The sequence below is a fragment of the Nakamurella sp. genome (assembly GCF_048594475.1).
In the GTDB taxonomy this organism is placed as follows: domain Bacteria; phylum Actinomycetota; class Actinomycetes; order Mycobacteriales; family Nakamurellaceae; genus Nakamurella.
Window position 1 is genome coordinate 1 of sequence record NZ_JBMDXT010000498.1, and the last position, 7352, is coordinate 7352.

Consider the following 7352-nt stretch of genomic DNA (forward strand, 5'->3'; position numbering starts at 1 on the left):
CGGTGCCACCCCGCCCGGTCCGGCGGGCGGCGCCACCCCGGCCGCCGACGCCGGCGCCGAGCAGGTGCCGGACGGCCGCCCACGGGGCCCGGACGGCCGGTGCCCGGAGTGCGGTTCGCTGCCCGGGGCGTCCTGCACGGCGTGCCCGCTGTGCCGGTTCCTGGCCATGCTCCGCGGCGAACGCCCGGAGACCACCGCCAAGCTGGTGGACGGCGCCCTGTTGATCGTCCGCGCCCTGCGATCGATGATCCCCGAGGCGCCCGCCCCCGGTCCCGCCCCCGCCGCCGGGACCGGCCCGGCCGCTCCGCGGGGCGCCGGCGATCCGCCGCCCCCGCCGCCGACCCGCCGGGGCGGCTTCGAGCGCATCGACATCCTGTGAGGGAGCGCCCGTGACGACCACCATCGGCATCGACATCGGGGGCACCTCGGTGCGCGCGGCCGTCCTGGACGGGACCGAGGTGCTCGGACCGCCCCTGCGCGACACCACCCCGCGCACGGAGCGGGAGACCGAGGACCTGCTGGTCACCCTGATCACCAAGCTGGCCGCCACCCGGCCGGTCGAGGCGGTGGGACTGGCGGTGGCCGGGTTCGTCAGCGCCGATCGCCGCCGGGTGATGTTCGCCCCGCACCTGGCCTGGCGCGATGCGCCGGTGCCGCAGCGCATCTCCGAGCGGGTCGGGCTGCCGGTGGTGATGGACCACGACGTGAACTCCGCCGCCTGGGCTGAGTTCCGGCGCGGTGTGTCCGCCGGCTCGCCCCTGGCGCTGCTGATCGCGCTGGGCACCGGCATCGGCGCCGGCCTGGTGGTGGACGGCCGGATCTACCGCGGGGCCCACGGCGTCGCGCCCGAGCTGGGCCACCTGACGGTGGTGCCGGACGGCCGGCCCTGCCCGTGCGGCAAGCGGGGCTGCTGGGAGCGGTACTGCTCGGGCACCGCGCTGGCCCAGACGGCCCGGCTGCGGATGGCCGACCACGACGCCCCCGTGCTGCGCCGGTTGTGCGGCGACGACCCGGACGCGGTCACCGGAACGATGGTCGCGGTCGCGGCCACCGAGGGCGATCCGGTCGCGCTGCACGCGATGGACGACCTGGGCCGGTGGCTGGCCGTCGGGCTCGCCCTGGTCACCGACGTGCTCGATCCCGAGGTCATCGTCATCGGGGGCGGCGTGTCGGCGGCGGCGGGCATGTTCCTGCCCCTGGCCGCGTCGGAGTTCGCCGGGTCGATCACCGGGGCCGGCCATCGGCCGCTGCCGCGGGTGGAACTGGCCCGGTTCGGCGACCGCGCCGGCATCATCGGCGCCGGACTGCTGGCCGCGGAGGCCGTCGGCGGAGCCTGACCGGCCCGACCGGACCGGGCTCGGTCAGACGACGGCCCCGTCGTCCCAGCCGTCGCCGTCGCCGCCGCGGCGCCGCCAGATGCCGGTGACCAGCAGCGTCGCGCCGCCGACGATGAGCAGCACGGCGAAGATCAGCGCCAGGTCGGGACCGACCGCCAGGATGCCGGGCCGGGCCAGCAGCAGGATCCCGCCCAGGATCATCAGCACCGAGCCGACGGTGCGCAGCCGGGGCCGGGGCAGCGGTGGCGGGTCGGGCGGGGTGTAGTGCTCCTGATCGGCGTCCCGTTCTTCCTGCTGCTGCTGTTCGGCCGCGCGGAACGCGGCCAGCTCGGCCGCCCGTTCCCGCCGGCGCAGCTCGCGCCGCCGCGCCCGCTCGGACGCCGGGTCCGGCGGGTCCTCCGGGTCGAGCTCGGCCGGGTCGAAGTCCACCCGATCCCGATCGGTCCCGTCGAACCCGGTCCCGTCGAACCCGGTCGGGTCGAATCCGGCCGGATCGGCGCGGTCCGGCCCGGCCGGTTCGGACCGGTCGAGGTCGGCCCGGTCGAGATCGGCGGGACCGGGACGGACCGGGCCGACCGGCCCGTTGCCGGACGGGTGCCGCCGCACGCTGTCGGTGATCATGCCGGACACGATGTCGGCGAAGGCGGCGTCGACGTCGTCGTCGCTCGGGTTGCTGCGCCAGGCCCGCCCGGGCGGCTCACCGCCGGCCGGTCCCGGGCGCCCCGACGAACCGGCCGTCTCCGGACGGTCGGGGCGCTCGTCGTCTCCGGGGGCCACGGTCACGGCAGGCCCGCGGTGACCTTCTGGATGAACTCCACCGAGGAAGTCATGATCAGCTCGGCGTCGTGATCCATGGTGGCGACGTGGTAGCTGCGGGTCAGCTCGATGTCGGTGACGTCGTCCGACCCGATCTCGGCGCGGACCACCCGCGCGTTCTCCGGTTCGACGATGTGGTCGACGGTGGAGTGCAGCAGCAGGACCGGCGCGGTCACCTTCGGCAGGTCGGCGCGAACCACCGGCCAGGCCCGGGACAGCGAGTAGGCGGCCTTGGTCGGGATGTACCGGTAACCCGGCTCGGTGACGCCCGGCTTGGCGATGTCGCCGATGATGCCGGGGTAGGCCGGCAGCACGCGGTGCAGCCAGGGCAGCAGCCACCGGGCGTCCCAGCGCAGGGTCAGCACGGACGGGTTGACCAGGACGATCCCGTCGACCGCGTCCGGGTACAGCTCGGCCAGCCGCAGGGTGAGCGTGCCGCCCATCGACAGCCCGCAGATGAAGACCGCCCGGCAGGTCGCCCGCAGCTCCTGGAACGCCCTGGTGACCTCGGCCAGCCAGTCGTCGAAGGTGGTGCGGTTGGCGTCGGGCCAGCGGGTCCCGTGACCGGGCAGCAGGGGCAGCCGCACCGTGTACCCGGCCGCGGCCAGGTGGTCGGCCCAGTCGCGCATCGAACCGGGCGCGCCGGGGAACCCGTGGCACAGCAGCACGCCGATGTCGGACCCGTCGTGCCGGAACGGCGCGAAGTCGCGTTCCGCGGCGCTGGCGGTCATCGGGGGCTCCCGGAGTAGGCGTCGACACCGCTCGGGTCGGCGGCTGCCCCTCAATCATGCCTGCCGGGGGCCCGGGTCCGCTTGGTCGGCGGCGCGCCGGGCGTCGCCGCGCGGCCCGTGGTGTCGGGCCGTGGTGCTTCCGTCTCGCTCCGTCATCGGGCCTGCGCGCGTCCGGCGGCGTCCGTCTGGTTCCGGGTCCTCCCGTTTCGGCGGCGGGGCGGCTCACCGGCGGACGGCGGTCGGCCCGGTCGGCCGGCCGCCCCGGTACCGGTGCCCTGGCCCGGTTGTCGGCCACGGTGCCGGCCGTGTTCCTGGCCGTGTTCCTGGCCGTTTCCCGGCCGTGTCCGTGTCCGTCGGTGATCGTCCCGCCGTCGACTTGCCAGGCGGCGTACGGTTGTCCGCAGCCCGATTCCGGCGGTCGGGCGTTCTCCCTTCCGGCAGTGAGAGGCCTGCGCGCGTGGTCTACAAGCTCATGAAGTACGTCTTCCTGGGGCCCTGGCTCCGGCTGCTGTTCCCGTGCAAGGTCACCGGCGTCGAGTACATCCCGGCCGAGGGCGGCGTCATCCTCGCCGGCAACCACATCTCGGTCGCCGACTCGTTCTTCACCCCGCTCTACATCAAGCGGCGGGTGACCTACCTGGCCAAGAGCGAGTACTTCACCGAGAAGGGCGTCAAGGGCACGCTCAAGCGCTGGTTCTTCAGCGGCGTCGGTCAGGTGCCGATCGACCGCAGCGGAGCGTCGGCCGCCCGGGCCTCGCTGGACACGGGCGTCAGGCTGCTCAAGCAGGGCCACATCCTGGGCATCTACCCGGAGGGCACCCGTTCGCCGGACGCCAAGCTGTACAAGGGCAAGACCGGCGTCGCCCGGATGGCCCTCGAGGCCAACGTGCCGGTCGTCCCGGTCGCCATGATCGGCACCGACAAGGTGAACCCGATCGGGTCGAAGATCTGGCGGCCCGGCCGCATCAAGATGGTCGTCGGCCGCCCGCTGGACTTCTCCCGGTACGAGGGCATGGCCGGCGACCGGTTCGTCGAGCGGTCGATGACCGACGAGATCATGTACCGGTTGATGGAGCTCTCCGGCCAGCAGTACGTGGACAAGTACGCGGCCAAGGTCAAGGAGGATCTGGCCAACCAGCAGGCCGCCGGGGCATCGGTGACGCCGGTCGAGGGCCGCGGCCCGGGCACGGTCACCCGATTGCCCGGCACGAAGGCCGGCTGAGCCGACTTGGTCGTCCCGATCCGGCAGGGCCCGGTCGCCCGGTACTTCTACGACTGCGAATTCATCGAGGACGGCCGCACCATTGAGTTGGTGTCCATCGGCGTGATCGCCGAGGACGGCCGGGAGTTCTACGCGGTCTCCACCGAGTTCGACCCGGGCCGGGCCAGCGCGTGGGTCCGCGGGCACGTCCTGGACAAGTTGCCGTCGCCGGCCGACCCGGCCTGGCGGTCCCGGGTCACGATCCGCGAGGAGCTCTACGCCTTCCTCACCGCGCCCGGGTTGCCCGTGGAGCTGTGGGCCTGGTTCGCCGCCTACGACCACGTGGTGCTGGCCCAGCTGTGGGGCTCGATGCCCGATCTGCCGCGCGACGTGCCCCGGCTGACCCGCGAGATCCGCCAGCACTGGGAGGCGGCCGGGTGCCCGCCGATCCCCGGGCCCGGGAGTGACCGGCACGACGCCCTGGCCGACGCCCGGTTGGCCCGGGCCCGCTGGCAGGTCGCCCAGGACGTCCTGCAGGGACGGCGCCGCGGCCGCTGAGCCGGAACCGGCCGGACGGGCCCGCGCGTGACCCGCACCACGATGCGTTGTTCACCAAGCACAAGTGCTTGACAGACCAAGCAATGCTTGGCAGACTAAGCACATCGAGTTGAACACCGTCCCGAAGGAGATCATCATGACCGATTACGTCGCCGAGGCCACCAAGGTTGCCGACGAGTACCTGGCCGCCGTGGCCAAGCTGCAGGACCAGTTCGTGGAGGCCGTCGAGGCGTTCGCCAAGCAGGTCGCCGAGCTGCCGAAGCCGGCCGTCGAGCTGCCCGCCGTCGAGCTCCCGGTCGAGCTGCCCAAGGCGCAGGACGTCACCGCCGCCGGCTTCGATTTCGCCGAGAAGGCGCTGGCCCAGTACCGCGCGACCACCGACAAGCTGGTCGCCCTGGTGCCGTCGGTCTGACCGACCGCCGCCCCGACACGGCCGCCCCGCCCGGATCCCCGGGCCGGGCGGCCGTTGTCGTTCGCGCTCGCGTCCGGCCGTCGTCGCACCGTCGTCCCGTCGTCGCCGCGCCGCCGTTCGCGTTGCCGCGCCGGCCGTCGTCGTGCTGTCGTGTCCGGGTCGGCGACGGCGCGCATTAGGCTGTCCGGCGTGAACTGGACCATCGACATCCCGGCGGACATCCTGCCGAGCCTGCCGCCGCTGCCGGCCGAGCTGCGGAACCGGCTGGACGACGCGCTGGCCCGGCCCGCCGCGCAGCAGCCGGAGTGGCCGGACCCGGAGCAGGTGCTGGCCGTGCGGGCGGTGCTCGAGGCGGTGCCGCCGGTCACGGTGCCGGGCGAGGTCGACAAGCTGCACGACCAGCTCGCCGCGGTCGCCCGTGGGGAGGCGTTCCTGCTGCAGGGCGGCGATTGCGCCGAGACCTACGTGGACAACACCGAGCAGCACATCCGCGGCAACATCCGCACGCTGCTGCAGATGGCGGTGGTCCTGACCTACGGCGCGTCGCTGCCGGTGGTCAAGGTGGCCCGGATCGCCGGTCAGTACGCCAAGCCGCGATCGTCGAACATCGACGCGCTGGGGCTGCCGTCCTACCGCGGCGACATCATCAACTCGCTGGCCACCACGCCCGAGGCGCGGGTGCCGGACCCGTCCCGGATGGTGCGGGCGTACGCCAACTCGTCCGCGGCGATGAACCTCGTCCGGGCCGTCACCGCCACCGGCATGGGCGACCTCGCCCGGGTGCACGAGTGGAACCAGGAGTTCGTGCTGACCTCGCGGGCCGGCGAGCGGTACGAGCGGGTGGCCAAGGAGATCGACCGGGCGATGCGGTTCATGACCGCCTGCGGGGTCACCTCGCACTCGCTGCACCAGGTCGACATCTTCGCCTCGCACGAGGCGCTGCTGCTGGACTACGAGCGGGCCATGCTGCGCATGGACACCAGCCGCGACGAGGCCCGGCTCTACGACCTGTCGGGCCACTTCCTGTGGGTGGGGGAGCGGACGCGGCAGCTCGACGGTGCCCACATCGCGTTCGCCCAGCTGCTGTCGAACCCGATCGGCCTGAAGATCGGCCCGAGCACCACGCCGGAGATGGCCGTCGAGTACGTGGAGCGGCTCGACCCGCGCAACCAGCCCGGCCGGCTGACCCTGATCACCCGGATGAGCAACACCAAGATCCGGGACGTGCTGCCGCCGATCATCGAGAAGGTCCAGGCCTCCGGGCACCAGGTCATCTGGCAGTGCGACCCGATGCACGGCAACACCCACGAGTCGCCAACCGGCTACAAGACGCGGCACTTCGACCGGATCGTCGACGAGGTCCAGGGTTTCTTCGAGGTGCACAACGAGCTGGGCACGCACCCGGGCGGCATCCACGTCGAGCTGACCGGCGAGGACGTCACCGAGTGCCTGGGTGGCGCCCAGGAGATCTCCGACGCGGATCTGGCCGGCCGGTACGAGACCGCCTGCGATCCCCGGTTGAACACGCAGCAGTCGCTGGAGCTGGCCTTCCTGGTCGCGGAGATGCTGCGCGGCTGAGCCGAGGCCGGCCGACCGCCGCCCGGTCACCGCTCAGTCCGGGGCGCCGGCCGGCCCGTAGCGCTCGGTCAGGTGGCGGCGCAGCGCGTCGTCCTCGGTGAGGGCGATGGCCCGCTCGGCCGCACCCGCCGCCGACCGCGGATCGCCGGCGTCGAGCAGGCAGGCGGCCCGGGTGACCCAGTACGGCTGGTAGCCGGCTGCCGCGGGCGAGTCGCCGGCCAGCTCGTCGAGCAGGGCGAGCCCGGCCGCCGGGCCGAATGCCTGGGCGTGTGCGCGGGCCCGGGCGGTCCGGACGCCGACGGTCGGCGTCCACCGGAGCAGGCCGTCGTAGAGGGCGGCGATCGCGGCCCGCTCGGTGGTGCCGTCGACGACCCGGCGGTTGTGCAGCGATTGGATCGCCGCCTGCAGCTGGTAGGGGCCGGGCCGGCCCAGCGCCAACGCGCGGGTGAGCCGGCGTTCGGCCCGGGCCATCAGGTCCCGGTCCCACCGGCCGGTGTCCTGCTCCTCCAGCGGCACGAACCGGCCTTCCGGGTCCCGCCGGGCGGCCGCCCGGGCCTGCCCGTGCAGCATGAGTGCGAGCAGGCCGTGCACCTCGGGCTCGTCCGGCGCCAGCGCGCCCAGGATGGTGGCCAGCCGCACGGCCTCGCCGGTCAGGTCGCTCTCGCGCCGGTCGTACCCCGTCCCGTAGGCGGCGTAGATCGCGTCGTTGACCGCGCCGA

General features: G+C 73.9%; 9 protein-coding genes. 6 read left to right on the forward strand and 3 right to left on the reverse strand.

The genetic code is table 11. The annotated features are described in order from the left end of the window. Both ACOJUF_RS22535 and ACOJUF_RS22540 read left to right on the forward strand, forming a co-directional pair. Positions 1-379 (forward strand): hypothetical protein (locus ACOJUF_RS22535; protein WP_420124051.1); only part of this gene is annotated, 379 nt, incomplete at its 5' end. A gap of 10 nt (positions 380-389) precedes the next feature. Further along, positions 390-1337, forward strand: a complete 948-nt coding sequence (locus tag ACOJUF_RS22540) for an ROK family protein (protein WP_420124052.1) — start codon at positions 390-392, stop codon at positions 1335-1337. Positions 1338-1361: 24 nt separating this feature from the next. Here ACOJUF_RS22540 and ACOJUF_RS22545 read toward each other — a convergent pair whose 3' ends face one another. Next, entirely contained in the window at positions 1362-2120 is a 759-nt protein-coding gene (locus ACOJUF_RS22545) for a DUF308 domain-containing protein (RefSeq protein WP_420124053.1), read from the reverse strand. Beyond that, positions 2117-2884, reverse strand: coding sequence for an alpha/beta hydrolase (locus tag ACOJUF_RS22550; RefSeq protein ID WP_420124054.1), 768 nt, complete (start codon positions 2882-2884; stop codon positions 2117-2119). The genes ACOJUF_RS22545 and ACOJUF_RS22550 overlap by 4 nt, the downstream gene beginning before the upstream one ends. 457 nt (positions 2885-3341) lie before the next feature. On the opposite strand from ACOJUF_RS22550, the gene ACOJUF_RS22555 reads away from it, so the two are divergent. From ACOJUF_RS22555 to ACOJUF_RS22570, 4 genes are all read left to right on the forward strand, one after another. Further along, a complete protein-coding gene (locus tag ACOJUF_RS22555; RefSeq protein WP_420124055.1) occupies positions 3342-4106 on the forward strand; it encodes a lysophospholipid acyltransferase family protein in 765 nt (254 codons plus the stop codon). A 6-nt stretch (positions 4107-4112) separates the two neighbouring features. Beyond that, the gene (locus ACOJUF_RS22560; protein ID WP_420124056.1) at positions 4113-4643 is read left to right on the forward strand and encodes a polyadenylate-specific 3'-exoribonuclease AS; all 531 of its coding nucleotides are present in this window, start codon (positions 4113-4115) and stop codon (positions 4641-4643) included. A gap of 136 nt (positions 4644-4779) precedes the next feature. Beyond that, entirely contained in the window at positions 4780-5055 is a 276-nt protein-coding gene (locus ACOJUF_RS22565) for a hypothetical protein (RefSeq protein WP_420124057.1), read from the forward strand. 189 nt (positions 5056-5244) lie between these two features. Next, a complete protein-coding gene (locus ACOJUF_RS22570) occupies positions 5245-6633 on the forward strand; it encodes a class II 3-deoxy-7-phosphoheptulonate synthase (RefSeq protein WP_420124058.1) in 1389 nt (462 codons plus the stop codon). Between the two features lie 33 nt (positions 6634-6666). Here ACOJUF_RS22570 and ACOJUF_RS22575 read toward each other — a convergent pair. After that, positions 6667-7352 (reverse strand): DUF6596 domain-containing protein (locus ACOJUF_RS22575; protein WP_420124059.1); only part of this gene is annotated, 686 nt, incomplete at its 5' end.

Bases quoted from the DNA above. Each gene is read 5' to 3' on its own strand.
- ACOJUF_RS22565 (WP_420124057.1), top strand. From the start codon at position 4,780: ATGACCGATTACGTCGCCGAGGCCACCAAGGTTGCCGACGAGTACCTG.
- ACOJUF_RS22550 (WP_420124054.1), bottom strand. From the start codon at position 2,884: ATGACCGCCAGCGCCGCGGAACGCGACTTCGCGCCGTTCCGGCACGAC.